This is a genomic window from Pirellulales bacterium, assembly GCA_036499395.1.
Lineage (GTDB): Bacteria > Planctomycetota > Planctomycetia > Pirellulales > JACPPG01 > JACPPG01.
Map to the genome: position 1 here is coordinate 52,747 of DASYDW010000150.1, position 17,334 is coordinate 70,080.

Sequence of the window (17,334 nt, forward strand, 5' to 3'; positions counted from 1 at the left end):
ACGTAGGGCCGAATCCTCAGCGCCGCCATCGCGGCGCGGGTCGTCTCTCGCATTGCGTGCCGCCGATAAAGCCGGCGAATATGAGCTAGTGCATCCGCCCGCCGCGCGCGCTCGGGCTGAGGATCTGGAAGAAGTTCATCAGATGATCGACGCCGACGAGATCGAAATCGCCGTCGACGAGCTGCGCTGGCTGCTGACCGGCTGCACGGACTTTCTCGAGGCCCACCAATTGCTCGGCGAATTGGCGCTGGCCGACGGCGACGCGCGATTGGCCCGGGCCCATTTCGGCTACGCGTTCGATATCGGGCTCGGCGCGCTGCCGAGCGACGATTGGTCGGGCAAGCTGCCGTTTCGCCTACCGGGGAATCGCAGCTTTCTCACCGCGGCGAAAGGACTGGCCCACTGCCTGAACGAAATTGGCCAGCCTGACCGCGGCCGTGCGGTGGCGTTGCGGCTACTCCGTTTCGATCCGAGCGACCCGCTGCGCGTCACGGCATGGATCGCTCAACTTCCGCCTGAGGGGACAGTGCTCACTGTGCTGGACGAGCCAGACGACGAGGACGATGACGCCGAGTCGGGATCGTGCGGCGCCTGACACTTGTCATCCCGGGTTACTTGTTCATGACTTGCGAGCATCTGCGAGCGCTGGAAGAGACAATCCTGGACGCGGGCATTCGCGAGACGTTTCGCGGCGCGGCATGGTCGAGTAACTGCCGCGAGTGGGTCTGCTTCGACTGCTGGTTCGATCTTGCCGCGATTCGTCGACGCCACCAGCTACCATTATGCGTGACTGATCACGAACATCGTGGCACGCATGACGGATCCGAGCGCGGACTCGTCTGCCAGGAATGCCATGACGCGCTGATGGGCGGCTATGAGCAGCTACCCGGTCAAACGATCTTCGCCGGCTGAGCGATTCAATTTGCTGGTTGATCGCCTGACCTGCTCGTCGCTCACCGCACCTTCTCGTCGCCCAGTGCAAACGCCGAGCGTAGCGTTCGCTACTGCTTCATCAGCTCGACGCAGATACCGCCGGCCCGGAATACCTTGTGCATGCGCGAAAACCAGAGTTCCTGGTTCAGCGAGAGCCCCAGATCCTGGCAGGTCCGGTACAGATCCTGGCGGTTGTACGTCCGGCAGCACCAGATGCGGCTCGTCCACGCGCCCGAGAAACTGTCTTCGGTCGTCAACAGCAGCATGCGCGAACCTGGCCGCATCACGCGGGCCAATTCCGAAAGCCCGCTGCGTGCGTCGGGAAGATGCTCGAGCACGTAGCCGCACGTGACGCAATCGAACGATCCATCAGCGAACGGCAGCCGCGACAGATCGGCGACCAGGTGCCGTGGCACATCGCTCTTCAGTCGATTCCTGGCGCGCCGTAGCATTTCGAACGACAGGTCGAAGCAGGTCAACCCGGCATCCAGGTCGGCATACTTCAGTAGGTGCTTGGCGATTTGTCCGGCGCCGCTTCCCACGTCCAGGATTCGCTTCGCGCCGCGCAGATCGAACTTGCGCTCGCGCAGCAAGCGATCGCCGAGTGCCATGTGCCCTGACAGCAAGCTGGCCGTGGCTAAGAACGCCCCTTGCGGCCCGTCGTAGACGTCGCGGACCTTGTCCCGATACTCCTCGTAGCTGACGCGCCGGATCAGATCGTTTTCCACGATCTTGTTGAGCACCTTCGTGCGCGGTCGCGCGGAGTGCTTCTTCTTCCGACGGCGCAAAGTGTCTGGCAGCATGCAATTTCCCCGAGGAGAGAGCCCGAGCAGACCAGGCACGGGCAATAGGCAGGCAAGACGTTATAGGTAAGCGCGACGATTGTAGATATACCACTCAAACAACAGAATTGCCAAGGCCCCCAGCAAGACAAACTTCCAGGCGTCGCGCCGGGTTTCTTCCCAGCCTGTGCCCGTGGCAATCTCGTCATGACCGACCTTCAATGTACGATCGGCTACGACCTTGACGTCACTTTCGCGGCTGTCGAATAAATTAACGGCAAAGTCGTCGATTTCTCGCCCTTCTGCGCTGGCCCTGTAAAGCCCCACCTTACTGGTGCCTGTAAAGTGATACTCGTTCCGCTTATCCCGGGTTACGCTCACGGCCGTGGCTGCTTCGCCGGGGGGAAGGATCGACAGCGTCTCGGACGAGGTCTGCGTGCGCAGCACCACGGGCTGACCGGGCCGGACACTAGCGGTTTTGGCAACTTCTCGATTTCCGCCCAGGTACGACAGCGCGTTGAGAACGAAGACCGGAAAGCTGGCCCGCACCGGCCAGTTGGTGCCGATTCGTTCGTTTCCTACCAGTTCGAACGCCACGACGACATCCTCGTAGCCATCGCGCGGCGCCACGGCCAGCAGCGGACCATCGATCGCTTCCAAAAGCATCGTTGAGCCACGCGGCGGCACGAGGGGCTGCGCTTCGATGATCAGCACGTCCGACATGTCGAGCCATTGCATCAACGGATGCGCGCGATTGATGTCGATGATCTGCGGCACCGTGACCGTATCCTTCTGCTGCCAGGCCTCTCCGGTCGGCAGCCGCGCGATCGACAGCGTATTGGCTTGCGGCGCTTGCTCGGGCCGGCATCGGTCATAGATCACCAGGTCCCATTCGCCCGCCGCGGCCGCGCGCTGGTATTGTGGGCTGGCGAGAAATTCGGGCGCTTGGACGACGATCTCCGCCATTTCGTGCGCCGCTTCGGTGCGCAGCGCCGTTGACAGCGGTTCGTTGCCGGGCGTGACAAACAACACCCGTCCGCGCCGCGGGGCCGGGACCACGGCCCAAGCTTGATTGTCGATCGCCAGGTCGTCGGGATCCGTGAGCCGCAGTTCGAGCACGCCTGACTTCAGGTTCGCCACGTCGAAGCTGACACCACTACTCTTACCGGCCGGCACCGACACGCGCTGCGCATCGACCAAACGGTCGTCGAGGTGTAACTCGACATCCAGCGACACGTCTTGCGGACCGGAATTCTCCAACCGGCCGAAGGCTTGCACTTTCTCGTCCTTCGATTCGCTGCGTGCCGTGTTGAAGGCCGCGATCGCAACGTTCGCCGCATCCGCGGTGCCAATCCATACGGGCGCCGTCGGCGATAGGTTGCCCAATGCGAAATCAGGATCGTCAGCAAAGTTGCCGTCGCTGAAAAAGAAAAGCTGCGCCGGCAGGCCGGCCGCGGCTTCGCCATCGCTATCGTCGCGGTGCGGATTGGCCAGCACGCTCGCTACGCGCAGCGCCTCGCTGATCGAAGTCGTCTGATCGGTCGGCTGGATCAGCTCCAATCGTCGGCGCAATTCGCCGCGGTTGTCCGTGAACATCTGTTCGACGCGCGCCGTGTCGGCGAAGCTGACGATCATCGCCACGTCCCCTGAGCGCATCTGGTCGATCAGCTCCGCGACTCGCCGCTTGGCCTCGTCCAGACGCGTGGGATGAACGTCGGTCGCCACCATGCTGGCCGAGTTATCGACGAGGAATATCAATCGATCATGTTGAAACTGCGAGCCCTGCCAGGCCGGACGCAACAGCACTAGCGCCAATAGCGCCCACAGCAGCAATTGCAGGAACAGCAGCAGGCTTTGCCGCAGCCGCTGCCAGATGCTATTCACTCGCAGGTCGTCGATCGATTTATGCCACAGGTAAGTGCTGGGCACTTCGAGCGGCTGCCGCTTCAGCTTCAAGAAATACAGCGCGATGATCGCCGGCGGCACCAGCGCCAACAGCGCCCACTGCCACGGGCCGAGCATGCTGGTCCACTGAGGCCAGGTCATCGCACCAACCCTCGCGCGCGCAAATAACCCGACACCATCTGATCGACTGGCTGATTACTGCGGGCAAGCAAGTAGCCCACGCCGCGCCGGGTGCAGAACTCCTGCAAACCACCGACGAACGCTGACACGGTTTGCTTATAGCGCTTCAACAGTGGCAGGCTGACCGTGATCTCGGCTTCGTCGGCGTCTTCGCAATCCACCAGCCGCAGGTCCCCCTTCACGTCGGGTTCGACCTCTTCCTCGCTCAGCACCTGCACGACGTATGGATCCATGCGCTGCGCGGTGAGGAAGCGCAGCCCTTCTTCGTAGCCACGTTTGTCGAGCATGTCGCTAATCAAGACGACAATGCCGCGTCCCGTGTTGCGCAGGCAGAAATTCTTGATCCCTTCGGATAGTGATGTCGTTTCGCCCGGCTCAATGCTGTTCAGATAGTCGACCATGCGCCACACGCTACTTCGGCCGCGCAGCGAAGGGCCCGGCCGGCCGGCGGATTGTCCCAACGTTTCGATCTTCACCCGGTCCGAACGGATCAGCCCGATGAACCCCAACGCCGCGGCCAACCGCTTCGCAAATTCCAGCTTCGAGGGGGTGCCGAAGTTCATTGACTCGCTGGCGTCAACCAGCGCGTAGAAGTGCAGATCTTCTTCCTCGAGAAATAATTTCAGAAACAGCCGATCCAGCCGCGCGTACGTATTCCAGTCGACAAACCGCAGATCATCGCCAGGCACGTAGCTGCGGAAGTCGGCGAATTCGACGCTCTGCCCCTTCCGCAGGCTGCGCCGTTCTCCTTTGATGCGGCCGCGAAAAATCTTGCGGCTTACCAATTCCAGACGCTCAAGCTGCGCGAGCAGCTCCGGCGTCAATAGGGGCGTATCGGTCGTGGTCATCTTCTCGGTCCTAGGCTGCCGCGGACTCTTCCGCTTTTTCCGGAACCAGCTCCAGCAAGTCCAGCAGCACGCGGTCGCTGGCAATTCCCTCGGCCTGGGCTTCGAAATTCGGAATCACGCGATGCCGCAAAGCCGGCAGATAGCTGCGACGCACATCCTCGAAGCTCACATTGAATCGCCCAGACAACAACGCCCGCATCTTCGAGGCCAGGGCCAGCGTCTGCGCGCCGCGCGGACTTGCACCCCAGCGTAGGTACTTGTTCGTCGCGGGAAACGCCAGCGGGCTTTCGGGGTGAGTCGCCATCGTCAGTCGCACGATGTAATCCTGCACGTGCGGTGCGAGAACAACCTCGCGGATCAGCTTTTGCCAGCGCAGGATCTCGGGGCCGTCCATGACTTTCGCGGGCGTCACTTCGACGCCGCGCGTCGTGCGGTCGATGATCGTGGCCAGCTCGGCGCGCGTCGAATAACCCACGACCAGCTTGAAGAAGAACCGGTCCAATTGCGCCTCGGGCAGCGGATACGTCCCTTCCTGCTCGATCGGGTTTTGCGTGGCCAGCACGAAGAACGGTTTCTTCAGCACGTAATGATTGCCCCCGACTGTTACCGTTCCTTCCTGCATGGTCTCCAACATGGCCGATTGCGTCTTCGGTGTGGCGCGATTGATCTCGTCCGCCAGGCAGATCTGCGTGAAAATCGGTCCGCGCTGAAATTCGAATACCCGCTTGCCGTCGGGTGTCTCCATCACCATGTTCGTGCCCAAGATGTCGGCTGGCATCAGGTCAGGCGTGAACTGAATGCGCGAGAACTCCAGATCGAGCACCGAGGCCAGCGTGCGGACCAAGAGGGTCTTGCCCAGGCCAGGCACCCCTTCGAGCAGGCAATGCCCGCCGACGAACAGGCAGGTCAGCACCCCCTCGACGATGTCGTCGTGTCCGACAATCACCCGGCCGATCTCGTCGCGCACGGCGGCGTACCGAGAGACAAACTCTCCAGCATCACGCTGGATCGATTCCCCAATGCTCATTGTCTGTTCCTTTGCAGTAACAGCCGGCCCGGGGTCGTGCGAACGATTCCGCCCAACCGGCTCTCTCATGTCAGCTTAACGACTGCAAAACAAAAGACACGCTTCACCTCGCCGAACGGCAGGAGAACGGCGAAGTCTGTGGCCGGGGGCTGCGACCCCGGAGCGGCAAAGTTGACTTGCCGGCCTCGAAGAGGCCAGCTACAGAAAAGAGGCCGGGACTCGGCGGCACAGCAAGCGTTCAATCCCGAGTTGTCGCCTCGCTGTTTCGGAATGCGGATTTTCCCGGTGCCAGGCTGCTGAATGGCATACCTCTTTGGACCCTTGTCAGTCGTCCTAACCACCCGTATAGTAATCCGTTGCGCTAACTACGGCGTCATAGTGTATATTTCCCGGAGGTGCCCGGACGGCCGTCCGGCAGCCCTCTGGTGATCCACTCCTCGCAACCTTTCGAAACCAGTCATGCCTCCGGTCGTTCTCGATCTGCGCAGCGCGGATGATACGCGCGATGTCGTACATCGCGCGGTGCAGGCGCTTGCCGAAGGGCGGATCGTCGCCTTCCCGACCGAAACCGTCTACGGACTGGCCGCCTCGGCGTTGTGCGAATCCGCGGTCAACAAGCTCGTGACGGCCAAGAATCGCGATCCCGGGCGGCCGCTGGCTCTGGCCGTGCGCAGTGCCGAGGATGCGTTGGACTTTGTGCCGAATATCAGCCCGCTGGGCCAGCGTTTGGCCCGTCGCTGCTGGCCCGGTCCGGTGACGCTGGTCGTGGACGATCATCATCCCGAAAGCTTGATCCAGCAGCTTCCTCCCTCGGTGCAAAAAGCTGTGTCGCCCGAGGGGACGATCGGTTTCCGCGTACCGGCGCACCACGCGATTCTCGATGTACTGCGTCTCTTGGCGGGGCCAATCGTGCTCACCAGTGCCAACCGTAAGGGGCAGCCTGACGCCGTTACGGCGCAGGAAGTCGTCGAGGCGATCGGCGACGAAGTGAACGTGGTGCTGGATGACGGGCGTTCGCGTTATGGTCAGCCCTCGAGCGTGGTCCGCATCTACGAAGACCATTTCGAGGTCCTACGGCAGGGGGTCGTATCGGCCCAGACGCTGAAGCGCTTGGGAAGCTCGATCATTCTGTTCGTCTGCACGGGCAACACCTGTCGCAGTCCAATGGCCGAGGGCATGTTTCGCCAGGCGATGGCGGACCGATTGAAATGCCGCGCCAGCGAAGTCGAAGACCGCGGCGTGTTGGCGGCTTCGGCAGGCCTGGCGGCCATGGCCGGCGGTCGTGCGACGAACGAAGCCGTGGTCGTGCTCAAAAAGATGGGCATCGACCTTTCGGGGCACGAAAGTCAGCCCCTGACCGAACAATTGGTACGGCACGCCGACCTGCTGCTGGTGATGACACGCTCGCACCGGCAGGCGATCCTGGCCGAATGGCCCGACGCCGCGGACCGTGTTCGTCTGGTCTGTCGCAATGGCGCAGACGTGGCCGATCCCATCGGCGGACCGCCGGAAATGTACGAGCGTTGCGCCGCCCAACTCAGGGCTGAAGTCACGGCCTGGGCCGAAGAAATCAAGTTGTAATCTCGGATCCGTTTGGTACCGCCGCAGTGCGGGTTTGAATCATGAAAATCGCCATCGGCAGCGACCATCGGGGCTATGTGGTCAAAGAGAACATCGTGCAACTGCTCAAGCGAATGGAGCACGAAGTCGTGGATTGCGGCACGCATGACGCTGCGAGCGTCGACTATCCCGATATCGCCTCGGTCGTGGCGCGCCATGTCAGCAACCATGACGTCGAGCGGGGCATCCTGATCTGTGGCACCGGCATCGGCATGTGCATCGCTGCCAACAAGTTTCCCGGCGTGCGGGCCGCCCCGTGTCATGATGACCTGTCGGCCGAAATGAGCCGCCGGCACAACGACCTGAACCTGCTCTGCCTGTCGGCCGACATGCTGGGCGAAAAGCTGATCGACCGCATGGTCGAAATCTGGCTGCGCACCGAATTCGAAGGGGGCCGCCACGCCCGTCGCGTGGAAAAGATCGCCCAACTCGAGACCGAGCACACGACGCAGCCTTAGCGATTCTTGAGGGCGCCGGGGCGTGTATCTCTGAGTTGTTGACCTATTCTCGCCGGGCCATTTTTCGATCAAGCGCGTCAGCCAGCAGGTCGGAGAGGTATTCGTCGACCTGTTTCCCACCTCCGTCGTCTGGGCCGTTGGCTGGGCGGTTGGCCGCATTCATGCAGAAATCATTCTGTTCGCGCGTAAGCCAGATTGTAACGCGTTTCTGGCATTTATCGCCGTTTACCGTAGGAACGAAGTTCGCCATCTAATAAGTGCTCCGCAAAAGTGTGGCATGTCCAGCGATGCCTTAGGGCCTCGCTAGTTACAGTCGAAATCGTATCGAGCTTGTCGCGCACCTGGAGTTGATTGCAATAATCCGAGAGCACGGCATGGTCCCTCCGCCGGTGGGCAATGTCAAGAAAGAGGATTGGGGTAGCAGAAGAAATCTGCTAAGCATCGGGATTGACAGGCCAATCAAAAGTTGTCTGGCAAGACGCTCCCGAAATGCAGCAACAATTCGAGGGTTAGGCTAAATCGAGACTACATGCCGGCGTTGCCGCAGTTACACGTGCAGCGATTACTCGTGACGCAGCGCCTCGATCGGGTCCATCGCCGCGGCACGTGTCGCCGGGTAGAGTCCAAACACGACACCGACCGCAACCGAGATCCCAAACGCCACCGGGATCGACCACGGCACGATCTGCGGAGCAATCGTGTGTACGACCTCGGGCAGGTTCTCCATCACTTGCGGGAAGAAGTACTCCATGCCGGAGCGCGCGGCCTCGGTCACCATGCCGCAGGTCAGGCCGCCCGCCACGCCCGTCAGCCCGCCGACGATCGATAGCACGATCGTTTCGACCAGGAACTGCCGCGTGATGTCGCTACGCTTGGCCCCCAGAGCGCGGCGAATGCCGATCTCGCGCGTGCGCTCTGTGACCGTGGCTAGCATGATGTTCATGATGCCGATGCCGCCGACGATCAGCGAGATGGCCGCGATCAAGCCCATGAACACGATAAACATCAACCGCGTCGTCTTGGCTTGCTCTAACAGGTCCAAGGGGACGGTGATGGCGTAATCGGCGATGCGATGCTTCGACGAGATGATATTCCGCACCACGTCGGCCGTGGCTAGCACGTTATCGACACTGTCGACGCGCAGCGTGACCTGCGACAGTTCGAGGATTTCGCCTTCGAACGATCCGCTGCGGCGCGTCACCACGATGTCGCCGATCCGCGTCCACAGCGTAGTGATCGGGATATAGACGTCGTCGGTAAAATCCTGCGCGGCCAGCGAGCCACCGACGCCGGCCGTCGAGTCGCGCGGCTTCATCACACCCACGACGACGTAGTAGTCCTCTTCGATGCGGATGCTCGCGCCGATCGGGTTCTCGTACGGAAACAGTCGGTCAGCCACCTCGGACGACAGGGCGCAGGTCTTTTCCTTCTGCTCCATCTCGGCGTCGCTGATGAAATGGCCGCGGTCCACTTCCAGGTGCGTGACCTGGGCATATTCCGGTGTGCAACCCACCAAGCGGCCGTCGACCAGACGGTCGTTATGGCGGAACTGCCGGCGCAGCTCGCGAATCTTCAGCCCGCGGTCGATCGTCTTGATCGTCATCAACCGCTCGTAGTCTTCGCGCTTCAGCCCGTAGGGGATTGGGCCGCGGCTGTCAGGCAACGATTCGTTGGGTGGTTTTACCGAGCGGACGATGATGTTGTCCGCCCCCAGGCTTTCGATCTGCTCTTGCGCCTTCTTGCTGATTCCTTCGCCAATGGCCAGCAGCCAGATCACGCTCGCCACGCCGATGAAGATGCCCAGCACCGTCAGCAGCGATCGCAGCGGGTGCAAGAGCAAGCTCTTCACCCCGAGTGACCAGGTACGCAGGCCGAAAGTCATCGCCGCACGTCCGATTGCAAAAGGCCGTCTTTCAGTCGAATGATCCGCTTGGCACGCTCGGCCACGTCTTCTTCGTGCGTGACCATGATGATGGTCTTGCCTTCGTCTTGATTCAGCCGCCCGAGCAGGTCGAGAATCTCGTGCGAAGTGACCGAATCCAGATTGCCCGTCGGTTCGTCGGCCAGCATGAAGTAGGGATCGTTGACCAGGCTGCGGGCGATCGCGGCACGCTGCTGCTGACCGCCGGAAAGCTGCGTCGGTCGGTGCCCCAACCGTTCACCCAGGCCGACCATGCTAGCCAGTTCTTTGCAGCGGGCTCGCGTCTTCGAATTCAACAGTCCGCCGTAGTACAACGGTACTTCGATATTCTCAACGACCGTCAACTGCGCGATCAGGTTGTACGACTGGAAGACGAAGCCGATGCGTTGGGCGCGGACCTCGGAGAGTCGATCGTCCGACATCTTCGCGACGTCGTCCCCCCCCAGGAAATAACGTCCGCCGCTGGGGCGATCGAGACAGCCCAACAGGTTCAAGAGCGTACTCTTGCCCGAGCCGGACGGACCCATGATGGCGACATAATCGCCCTCGGGGACTTCGATCGTGACGCCGCGTAGGGCGTGTACCGTTTCTCCGCCGAGCACGTATTCCTTTTTCAGATCCTCGACTCGAAAGGCGAGGTTCATGGCGCCGCTCCACCTCCGCCGCCGGTGCCGGGAGGTCGTCCACCGCCACCACCGCCGCCGGGAGGACGCATGTTTTGCATGATCTTCATTACTTCCGCCTTGTCGGCAAAGCCGTCACCGTTGGTGTCGGCGCCTTTGAGAGCCGTGCGGAATTGTTCGGGCAGCTCGGCCATTTCGGATTCTTCGAGCTTGCCATCGCTGTTCTTGTCGAGCCGTTCCATCATGCCGGCCACGCGTGAGGCGGGGTCGCCGCCACCGGCGCCCCCTTTCTTACGGCCGCCACCGGGACCGCCATCGGCTGAGGCCAGACGCTTCGCCTTTTCGCTGTCGTCGCGAGGCGGGGGCATCTTTGCCAGCATCTGCTTGTCCTCTTCCTCGCTCACGGCGGGCAGCTCCACATCCTTCAGGTACTTGCGCGGATTGCTTAGCACCACGTCATCGTTTTTCAGGCCTTCTTTGAGGACTACGAACTTATCGTTGGTGGCGCCAATGGTTACCTGCTTCGCCGCCAGGTTTCCACCGTCGGGCACGATGCACCAATGCTTGCCGCCGCGCTCGAAGACCGCCTGGGCCGGCAATTGCATGGCGTTTTCTAATTGTTCGGTACGAATCGCCACCTCGGCCGTCATGCCCGGCCGCATGGCCACGGGCGGCTGCAAAATCTCGACGAACGTGGCATACTCTTTGACGTTGCTGCCAAACCAGCCGGTCGGCATCGGGTAGTCGCTCACTTTGCGGACGGTCCCCGCCAGTTCGGCGTTCGGCAAGGCATCCAAGTGGATCGTGACCGGCAATCCCTCGCGTACATAATCCACACGCGACTCATTGATCCGCGCCTTAACCTGCATCTTCGTCGGGTCGGGCAGGCGGATGATGATCTGCCGCTCGCGAATGACAGTCCCTTCCTGGATCACGATGTCCGAGCCGCTACGGCCGCCGCTTTCGTTGGCATAAACCACCTGGCCGCCGGCGGGAGCCTTGATCACGCATTTCTCGATTTGCCCTTCGATGAATTCCAGTTTCGCCTTGTCGATGCTGTTGGTCTTTTCGTCCGCCTTCAGCTTGGCATCGGCGATCTTGATATTGGCGTCGAGCTGCTCGACCATCTTCTTTTTGGTGTAGGTGCGGATCACCATCAGCTTCGTGTTGGCCAGAGCCAGGTCAGCCTCGGCCTTTTTCACGGCGAACTTATCGGCCTCTAGCTGCACCTGCGTTACGTAACCCCGTGAAGCCAACCGCTCGCTATGTCGGGCATACTCCTGAGCCCGACGGAGGTTTTCCTCGGCGACGAACGTGGCGCTTTGCAGCGTCTCTTCGTCTTGCTTGAAAGTTCCCTGCTCGTACTCTTCCTTAGCGATCTTGGCGGTCTCAAGGTTCGCCACGGATTGAATCACCAGCGAGTCGCTGGCGTTTACCACGCTTTGCTGCTGCGTCAGCTCGTCCCGCAACGCCGAGTCATCCAGCTTGACCAGAAAGTCCCCTTCGGACACCACCGTGCCTTCGGGCACGATCTCGATAATGGCCATGCCGCCACCGGCCCCCGAGCTGCGCGACTGCACCTGGCTGCGCACTTCGACATTGCTCGAGCTTTCGACCTCGCCACGCTCGACCACATCGTGCGTGAAGACGCCACTCTTCACCCGGTCAACCATGTAGTTGGTTTCCTGCTTCTCACCCATCAGCATGGGTTTGAAGTACCAGTAACCGCCGCCGGCCAGGCCGCCGACGATCACCAGGAAAAACAGGAAACCGATGAAGGAGAACCCGCCTCGCTGCGCAACCCGGTTGTGGGTGCGCAAAACTAGCGAGCGGGGGCGCGCGATTGACATGGGGTCACCTATTGTGACGGTAACTCACGGACCGGGCAGGAAACATGAAGGCCGCGAGCGGAAGGCATAAACCCATGTTGATTGTAGCCGAGGTGGCACGGCCTGTCACCATATTCCTCTAACCCCGGGGCGACCGAAAGCGACCGCCATTTTGCATAGCAAAACGAGACCAACGCCCTGGAGATTCGAAGCTGCTTTCGCCGCTGGCAGGATTGGCCCCTTATTCGATCGGTTCTTCCCCCGCCACCCGACGGATTTTGGTGTCCGGCGCCTTTAGCGCCTTTTGCGTCTCGGCGACACGCTTTGTCGGCGAGATGATCTTCACCGGCTTGCCGGCGTACGCCTCGGTCAGGGCCGGCGCGGCCGGCAATGATCTTCTGGGGGCCGGCTTCGTCATTTCGGCGCGGGTCGTTTGCGATTTGACCACCAGCGGCGGCGGAGCGAACAGCCGGTCCGCTTCGTGGACGTCCACCGGAATCTCCGGTGCGAATTCGAGGTCCCCGTCGACCGCGTCCGTCGTGTGCGGTTCGCCCGGCGGCAGCTCTTCCGCCTCGCGCTCTTCTTCGGTCGTATCCTTGTCCAATAGTTCCCGCTGGCGCTGGGCGTCTTCGGCCGATTGCCGGCGGAAGGGGAGCTCTTCCGGTTCGCACACCTGGGCGTACTGTTCCATCAGCTTGGCCCCGTCCATGGGCCCTGGATCGATCCACATCCCGCGCTCGTCCAGTTCCATGATCCCCAAGTCGAAATCCAGCGAGATGCGCTGCACCTCGTAGTTCACCCAGATGCTCATGAAGTCGTTCTGCGCTTGCAGCAGATCGTTCAGGGCCTGCAACAAGTCGCGGGCAAAAGTGTTGCTGAATGTCGTCGTCTCGCCCGGCGCCGGCGGTTGCATCAGTCGCAGCCGCGCGATGTCGACCTTTTCGATGGCGATTCCCACCGCGGCCCGGTTTTGTTCGAAATTGATCTGGTTCAAGTTGATCTGGCGAATTTCCTGCCGCAACACCTGGTGGATCGTATCGACGAATTGCATCCAGCGGCGGCGTGCCTGCTGATAAGTGAGCAGCGATTGCCGGTAATTGTTGCGCTCGTTAAGACGCGTCAGCGGAGTGTCGAACTGCAACGACACGTTCAAGTCGCCCGTGGCACCGCGAAATTTCACCGGATTGTCGTCCGTGGTCTGGATGTCACCGTTGAAGATCACATTCAGCCCGGAGCGCAACTGGTTGGCGTTGAATTCGATCGATCGCCAAGTGTCGATCACACTGCCGCGCGTGTTTTGCCAGTCGGGACGGTTGGCGCTGGCGATCACGACGGCTTGCGACGGCAACAGGCTGATCGGCACCAGTTCGATAGCGTCCAGACGGGATCGAGCCTGGATCAACGTCAATTCCAGCACCTGAGCGGAAAGCCCGGTCGAGATGTCCAGGAAGTGACGGCGCGAAGTCTCTGGTTCGGCGCTTCGCAGTTCATTGCTCAGACCGTCGTATTCCTGCCAACTGGCTCCGAGGCGATTCTTCAGATCGACGTAATCATCCTTCAACGTCGATACGCGTTCGTCCAATAGCTTCACGTTGTAAGCTTCGGGCTCGACGTCACCGCGATCATACTCGGGCCGCAGTTGCAGCCGCTCGAGCGTGGCCCGCCGCGAAGGCATGGTCTTGTCCAGCTTCTCGAAGTCCGCGTCGACCACGTTCAGGTGCCCCACGATTTCGGCCCGCAATCGGTCGACGTCCGCCAGGTAATTGGTCATATCCTCGGCCGTCAGCGGCGCGACAGGATTGCGTATCTTCTCGACCAGATTGACAACGTGGTTTTGAATCTTGGTCAGACCGGGGTCGAGCAGCTTGAAGCGATCGAGAAACGGATCTTGGATGGCGAAATTGATGTCTGGTGGCAGCCCCATCGACACCTTAAAGCTATCGAGCAAATTCTCCATCACGACCTTCGCATTCAACACCTGGCTTTCATTCAGATACAACGACTGCCGGGTCAAGTCGACCTGAAAACGATCGATGCGGCCGGCCTCGTAGGCGGCTTGCAATTGTGCCAGGCTATCGCGCAGGCCGGCCACGTTCGCCTCTTGATTGCGGATCTGCATGATGTCCTGCAGGATGCCGATGAAGCCGTTCGCCTGTGCGGCGCCGGCACCGCTGGTGCTGCCGCCCAGGGCCGGGTTCGAGGTCGCGGCCACCGCCGTACCAACTTGGCCGAAGCCGTTGGTACCGACGCCGGTGAAGCCACCCAAACCGGCCGTACCGAACACACCACCCACGCGCTGCGGACCCGAGCCCGGGCTGCGCCCCGAGGCGATGAATGTGAAATAGGCGCGCCGGTACTGCTCCATCTGGCGAATGCTGTACAGCAGCGTGCGCTCGACGAGCGTCAAACGTTCCATGACAAAGGCTCGCCCCGCGTTGCGCAGGATCGGCTGCATCAAGCTGAAGCTGGCGATCGTGTTGTTCGTTTGGCTATGGCCGACCAGATTCCAGGTCAGCGTGTTCGCGATTTCTACGAGCAACTGGCCGCCGCTGCCAAACAGCTTTTGCGCCTGCAAATCGTTGCTCAACGTCCACGTCGCGGCGGGCCCTCCCGCGGCCAGGGGGCCCAGGCTGTTGTACGTCGCGCTGGGATCGTTGAACCATTGCGTGGTGAAGCGGAATCGTTCGCTCGTGACGTCCATCGCCGCCAGGTACAAGGTTTCCAACTGCGATTGATAATCGCGCGAGTTCAATCGCGCCAGTTCCATCGCCGTCCCCATATCCAGCGGGATCGCACCTTCCTCATTGGCGCCGGGCAGGTATTGCTGCCAGCAATTCAAATCCACGACCGGCACCGTGCCATTGCGATACCACTTGCGATAGCCGTTCATATAATTGACGGCGTGCATCAGCTTGTGAGCTTCCGGATCATCCGGAGGCATCGGCGGCCGGTCAGGGTTCGTGGGATCGAACAACCGCGAGCGCGGATCGGTGTAGACGTTGAAATACTCGAGCGGGTTGCGCGACAGGCTGGACAACTGGTGGATCGTGTAAGAGATTTCCTGGTCCGCCTGGGTGCGGTAGAAATTGCGCGTGCAGCCTAGCGCCGAGAGAAACAACAGCGCCAGGGGGGCCCACGCCCGCAGACGCGAACCGGGACACTGTCGCCCGTACTTTTCCACCAATCGTTTATTCACAGACATTGCTCTTCCCAAAGCTGAATCGAGCCCTAGGCAGTCCGCGGACTATTTCGCGACTTACGGCGGTTCCCGCAACCAAGCCGCTGAGCCTCTGCGAAAGTCCTTAAGCCAGCCAGGTCTCAACCACACGTCCCGGTGAGCCGCCCCGAAGCGACGCGTTTGGTCGGGATTGCCGCCCCTTGCGCGGCATCCCCCATTTCGCCGTAACAGAATTCGGCGTTAATCTGCGTAAGACTTGAACGAATGTAGCGGTCACAGTGACTTTGCCGGCGGCTAATGTCAGGTGGCGGATGCGGCGCAAAGTGGGGAACATTATGCTGACAGTTTGCCCAAACCTCGCTGGTTGACACTCGCCGCAGGGGTGCCTAATATCGATCCAAGGGGACTTAACGTAAGTTCTTGTCCCACATTGGGCTATGCACTTCTAGCTTGCGGATTCCGTCAGCCCCCGTGCGAGTCGTTTGGGCAATCGCGCGTGGAAGTTCCGCCGCATACAGCGCAACCACCGAATACGATTCCGAGGCCCCATGAGTATCTGGAGCAAGGTGCTGGTAGCGCTCATCCTGGTGGCGACGCTGCCGTTCTTCTACTTCTCGATGCGCCTGTTGAAGACGAATCAGGCGTGGCGCTCCGAGGCCAACAAGTGGGAGCAGGCGGTACATGCGCAGGTCGATGGTCCTCCGGATCTGCCCACGTTGACCGAAGAGGTTCGCGCCGCGCAGGTCAAACTGCACGACGTCGTCGTAGATCGCGGCCGCGTCTGGACGAATGTCAGCCCCGAGCGGGCGTTCAATTCCAATACCGGCAAGGGAAGCGTGCTTGTTGAGAACCCCACCCCGCATCGGTTGACGGCGAAGACCGTGCTCTTTGCCTTCGACGCCACAGGCTACCTCGGCGAATTTCAAGTCGGCGCCGACCCAGGCGAGAAGAGCATCGCGCTGGAACCGAACATGAAGATGTCCGACCGCCAATTGAAACGCGTGGCCAGCAGTCCCGGCGGCTGGACTCTTTACGAAGTGATGCCGATCGACCGTCATGATGTGTTTACCGGAGTCGATCAAGAGACTCTTGCCAAGATGCTGCCGGCCGAGCGCGTCAACGATTACCTGCGCGACAATCAGCCGGCGCAGGCCACGGACCCGCAAACCCGCGTCTTCGACGGCAAGTTTGAACGCCAATTGACCGATTACGGCATGCTGTTCCACGAGATGGATCGGCAGATCTCGACAGCCGCTGACGTAAAACTGGCCGCGCAGAAAGACGCCGCCTCGCTCACGGCCGCCGTGGCGGACGCCAAGCAGCAGGTCGCCTTTCACACGGCCGAAATCGCGGATCTGAAGAAGGAACTTGCCACGAGTTCGGCCGAGCGCGATTTGATGACAGCCCAGTCCAAAGCGCTGAGCGGCGAGATCGCCAAAACCCGCGCGGACATGAAGGCCGAATTCCTGAAGAACCGCAAACTGGCCAAGCGCTGGAGCGAAATCCAAACCCACCTGGCCGAACTGCACGAAACCTCGGCCGTGGCCACGCAGTAATCGAATCGCACAACAGGGCAGGGGAGCACGCCGCGCCGCCGCAAGCGTCTTGCCCTCCAGGTTTACACCAGCCAATCTCTCACGCAATACGCAATACGCAATCGCAGTACATCGCACTGCAACGCTGGTGTCATGCTTTTTCCGCAAAGCGGAATAAGTATGTCTTCGTCGCAGACGAGTCGAGAGCGAGACTCTCCGCCCGCAGATGTCTTACCTTGCCAATCAATCGTCGGCGCACCCGCGAACCATCCGCGCGCAAAAAAACCGCCGGGCACATTTGTTTGTGCCCGGCGGTGAAGAGCCGCTTTCAAGTTTTAGCGATCGAACCCGTTACGGGGTTAGGCCGCACGACGGCGTCGCAACGCCGCCAACAGCAGACCAAAGCCTCCCATGAGGGACAGGGCCACGGTCGACGGTTCGGGCACGGCGTACAAGGCCTGACCGTCCGTCGCCAGAGCACTGGCATTGGCCGAG

At 61.2% G+C, this 17,334-nt stretch carries 14 protein-coding genes; 5 read left to right on the forward strand and 9 right to left on the reverse strand.

The window, feature by feature from the left end:
* Nucleotides 1–52: 52 nt before the first annotated feature.
* Together VGN12_30740 and VGN12_30745 are read left to right on the forward strand one after the other, a co-directional pair.
* Entirely contained in the window at nt 53–595 is a 543-nt protein-coding gene (locus VGN12_30740) for a hypothetical protein (GenBank protein ID HEY4313856.1), read from the forward strand.
* Nucleotides 583–912, forward strand: coding sequence for a hypothetical protein (locus tag VGN12_30745; GenBank protein ID HEY4313857.1), 330 nt, complete (start codon nt 583–585; stop codon nt 910–912). The genes VGN12_30740 and VGN12_30745 overlap by 13 nt, the downstream gene beginning before the upstream one ends.
* Nucleotides 913–1,001: 89 nt before the next feature.
* Here VGN12_30745 and VGN12_30750 read toward each other — a convergent pair whose 3' ends face one another.
* Genes VGN12_30750 through VGN12_30765 form a run of 4 tightly spaced genes read right to left on the reverse strand, consistent with a single transcriptional unit; the run spans nt 1,002 to nt 5,675 of the window.
* Nucleotides 1,002–1,736: a class I SAM-dependent methyltransferase gene (locus VGN12_30750; GenBank protein HEY4313858.1), complete on the reverse strand. Its 735-nt coding sequence runs from the start codon at nt 1,734–1,736 to the stop codon at nt 1,002–1,004.
* 60 nt (nt 1,737–1,796) lie between these two features.
* Nucleotides 1,797–3,761 carry a BatA and WFA domain-containing protein gene (locus VGN12_30755; GenBank protein ID HEY4313859.1) on the reverse strand — a complete coding sequence of 655 codons (1,965 nt, stop codon included), beginning with the start codon at nt 3,759–3,761 and terminating at the stop codon, nt 1,797–1,799.
* Nucleotides 3,758–4,648, reverse strand: a complete 891-nt coding sequence (locus tag VGN12_30760; protein ID HEY4313860.1) for a DUF58 domain-containing protein — start codon at nt 4,646–4,648, stop codon at nt 3,758–3,760. The genes VGN12_30755 and VGN12_30760 overlap by 4 nt, the downstream gene beginning before the upstream one ends.
* Before the next feature lie 10 nt (nt 4,649–4,658).
* Nucleotides 4,659–5,675, reverse strand: a complete 1,017-nt coding sequence (locus VGN12_30765; protein HEY4313861.1) for a MoxR family ATPase — start codon at nt 5,673–5,675, stop codon at nt 4,659–4,661.
* 459 nt (nt 5,676–6,134) lie between these two features.
* Here VGN12_30765 and VGN12_30770 point away from each other — a divergent pair, with 459 nt between their 5' ends.
* Nucleotides 6,135–7,256, forward strand: coding sequence for an L-threonylcarbamoyladenylate synthase (locus VGN12_30770; GenBank protein ID HEY4313862.1), 1,122 nt, complete (start codon nt 6,135–6,137; stop codon nt 7,254–7,256).
* Between the two features lie 41 nt (nt 7,257–7,297).
* Nucleotides 7,298–7,753: a ribose 5-phosphate isomerase B gene (gene rpiB, locus VGN12_30775; GenBank protein ID HEY4313863.1), complete on the forward strand. Its 456-nt coding sequence runs from the start codon at nt 7,298–7,300 to the stop codon at nt 7,751–7,753.
* Nucleotides 7,754–7,796: 43 nt separating this feature from the next.
* On the opposite strand, the gene VGN12_30780 is transcribed toward rpiB, so the two are convergent.
* The 5 genes from VGN12_30780 to VGN12_30800 form a co-directional block, all read right to left on the reverse strand.
* Nucleotides 7,797–8,003 carry a hypothetical protein gene (locus tag VGN12_30780; GenBank protein ID HEY4313864.1) on the reverse strand — a complete coding sequence of 69 codons (207 nt, stop codon included), beginning with the start codon at nt 8,001–8,003 and terminating at the stop codon, nt 7,797–7,799.
* Nucleotides 8,004–8,315: 312 nt separating this feature from the next.
* On the reverse strand, nt 8,316–9,635 hold the full coding sequence (locus VGN12_30785) for an ABC transporter permease (protein ID HEY4313865.1): 1,320 nt from the start codon (nt 9,633–9,635) through the stop codon (nt 8,316–8,318).
* On the reverse strand, nt 9,632–10,318 hold the full coding sequence (locus tag VGN12_30790; GenBank protein ID HEY4313866.1) for an ABC transporter ATP-binding protein: 687 nt from the start codon (nt 10,316–10,318) through the stop codon (nt 9,632–9,634). The genes VGN12_30785 and VGN12_30790 overlap by 4 nt, the downstream gene beginning before the upstream one ends.
* Nucleotides 10,315–12,147, reverse strand: coding sequence for an HlyD family efflux transporter periplasmic adaptor subunit (locus tag VGN12_30795; protein ID HEY4313867.1), 1,833 nt, complete (start codon nt 12,145–12,147; stop codon nt 10,315–10,317). The genes VGN12_30790 and VGN12_30795 overlap by 4 nt, the downstream gene beginning before the upstream one ends.
* 220 nt (nt 12,148–12,367) lie before the next feature.
* Nucleotides 12,368–15,322, reverse strand: a complete 2,955-nt coding sequence (locus tag VGN12_30800; protein HEY4313868.1) for a TolC family protein — start codon at nt 15,320–15,322, stop codon at nt 12,368–12,370.
* A gap of 530 nt (nt 15,323–15,852) precedes the next feature.
* Here VGN12_30800 and VGN12_30805 point away from each other — a divergent pair.
* On the forward strand, nt 15,853–16,860 hold the full coding sequence (locus VGN12_30805) for a hypothetical protein (GenBank protein HEY4313869.1): 1,008 nt from the start codon (nt 15,853–15,855) through the stop codon (nt 16,858–16,860).
* Nucleotides 16,861–17,334: the final 474 nt, after the last annotated feature.

Excerpts from the sequence above, each read along its gene's own strand:
- VGN12_30750 (HEY4313858.1), bottom strand. The coding sequence starts at position 1,736 with ATGCTGCCAGACACTTTGCGCCGTCGGAAGAAGAAGCACTCCGCGCGA.
- VGN12_30755 (HEY4313859.1), bottom strand. The coding sequence starts at position 3,761 with ATGACCTGGCCTCAGTGGACCAGCATGCTCGGCCCGTGGCAGTGGGCG.
- VGN12_30760 (HEY4313860.1), bottom strand. The coding sequence starts at position 4,648 with ATGACCACGACCGATACGCCCCTATTGACGCCGGAGCTGCTCGCGCAG.
- VGN12_30765 (HEY4313861.1), bottom strand. The coding sequence starts at position 5,675 with ATGAGCATTGGGGAATCGATCCAGCGTGATGCTGGAGAGTTTGTCTCT.
- VGN12_30770 (HEY4313862.1), top strand. The coding sequence starts at position 6,135 with ATGCCTCCGGTCGTTCTCGATCTGCGCAGCGCGGATGATACGCGCGAT.
- rpiB (HEY4313863.1), top strand. The coding sequence starts at position 7,298 with ATGAAAATCGCCATCGGCAGCGACCATCGGGGCTATGTGGTCAAAGAG.
- VGN12_30780 (HEY4313864.1), bottom strand. The coding sequence starts at position 8,003 with ATGGCGAACTTCGTTCCTACGGTAAACGGCGATAAATGCCAGAAACGC.
- VGN12_30785 (HEY4313865.1), bottom strand. The coding sequence starts at position 9,635 with ATGACTTTCGGCCTGCGTACCTGGTCACTCGGGGTGAAGAGCTTGCTC.
- VGN12_30790 (HEY4313866.1), bottom strand. The coding sequence starts at position 10,318 with ATGAACCTCGCCTTTCGAGTCGAGGATCTGAAAAAGGAATACGTGCTC.
- VGN12_30795 (HEY4313867.1), bottom strand. The coding sequence starts at position 12,147 with ATGTCAATCGCGCGCCCCCGCTCGCTAGTTTTGCGCACCCACAACCGG.
- VGN12_30805 (HEY4313869.1), top strand. The coding sequence starts at position 15,853 with ATGAGTATCTGGAGCAAGGTGCTGGTAGCGCTCATCCTGGTGGCGACG.